The 1,213-nt window shown below is 68.8% G+C and carries 3 protein-coding genes; all 3 read right to left on the reverse strand.

Annotated elements, in window-relative coordinates; translation table 11 throughout:
- Positions 1-244, reverse strand: a 244-nt coding sequence (locus JCM25156_RS25765) for a MutS N-terminal domain-containing protein (RefSeq protein ID WP_148299417.1), incomplete at its 3' end; no start/stop codon positions are given.
- Between the two features lie 54 nt (positions 245-298).
- Positions 299-439, reverse strand: a complete 141-nt coding sequence (locus tag JCM25156_RS32845) for a hypothetical protein (RefSeq protein WP_199898884.1) — start codon at positions 437-439, stop codon at positions 299-301.
- Positions 412-1,213: lipid II flippase MurJ (locus tag JCM25156_RS25770; RefSeq protein ID WP_457851828.1), on the reverse strand; the 802-nt coding region annotated here is incomplete at its 5' end. The genes JCM25156_RS25770 and JCM25156_RS32845, both read right to left, overlap by 28 nt.

Below are 1,213 nucleotides of genomic sequence, written 5' to 3' on the forward strand. Positions count from 1 at the left end.
GCCGCGCCAGATAGGCCTGCGCTGCATGGACCGGCACGCCGCACATGGGAATGGGTTCGCCGCCATGCGTGCCGCGCGCGGTCAGTGAAATATCCAGCGCGGCGGCGGCGGCTTCCGCGTCATTGAAAAACAGCTCGTAAAAATCTCCCATCCGGAAGAACAGGAGGGCGTCGGGATGTTCGGCCTTGAGCGCGAACCACTGCGCCATGGCGGGCGTGCTGCCTTCGGGGGATGGGAATGTCATGCCCGGTGTCTAGCCGCTGGGGCGGGGGATTCGCCAGCCCGGATTTGGCGTGTCCTACGCCGCGCGGCTCCGGCGCAGCCGCCGGGTCATGGCCGCCGCCACCTGCCGCATGTCGGCCACCCCCATCACATGCAGCCCGACCAGATAAAGGCCCATGCCCGCCACGATCATGACCCCCACATCCACAACGCGCATGAGCGCCCCGGCCTCCATCGCGCCGCCCAGGGGCGTGTATTCCAGCATGAACAGCCCCCCGGCCATAAGGCCGCGCACCCCACCATGCCCGCAAGCTGGCGGCCCAGCAGCGGGCTGGAAACCAGCGCCCCGCGCCGGTGGAGCATGAACGCCAGCACGCCCGCGTTCACCATGGCGGCCAGGCTGCTGGCCAGTGGCGGGCCGATATGCGCCAGCCAGTGCATGAAGCTTATGTTCAGCACGAAGTTCAGCAGCAGCGTGCCAATGCCCACCAGCACCGGCGTGCGGGTGTCGCCGCGCGCGAAAAACCCGGGGGAGAGCACCTTGACCAGAACGAAGGCGGGCAGCCCTACCGCGTAGGCCCGGAGCGACTGCGCCGCCAGAACCGCGTCCCGCGCCGAGAAATGCCCATGCCCGAACAGCGCCATCATCACCGGCGTCGCGATGACCAGCAGCCCCGCCGCCGCGGGCAGCGTCAGGACAAGGGCGTAGGAAATGGCCCGGTTCTGCGTGGCGTGCGCCCCGTCGGTATCACCCGCCGCCAGTGAGCGTGTCAGCACCGGCAGCAGCGTGGTGCCCGCCGCCGCCCCCAGCACGCCAAGTGGCAACTGGTTGACCCGGTCAGCGAAATACATGAGCGAAACGCTGCCTGCTGGCAGCAGGGTGGCGATGATGGTGTCAACCATGAAATTGATCTGCGTGATGCCGCTGCCCACCAGCCCACCCCCATGCGCGCGAGCAGCGTGCGGATGCGCGGCGTCAGGCACGGGGCCA

The organism is Komagataeibacter kakiaceti JCM 25156 (genome assembly GCF_000613305.1).

Coding starts and splice junctions, on each gene's coding strand:
- JCM25156_RS32845 (WP_199898884.1), bottom strand. CDS start 439: ATGCGCGTTGTGGATGTGGGGGTCATGATCGTGGCGGGCATGGGCCTT.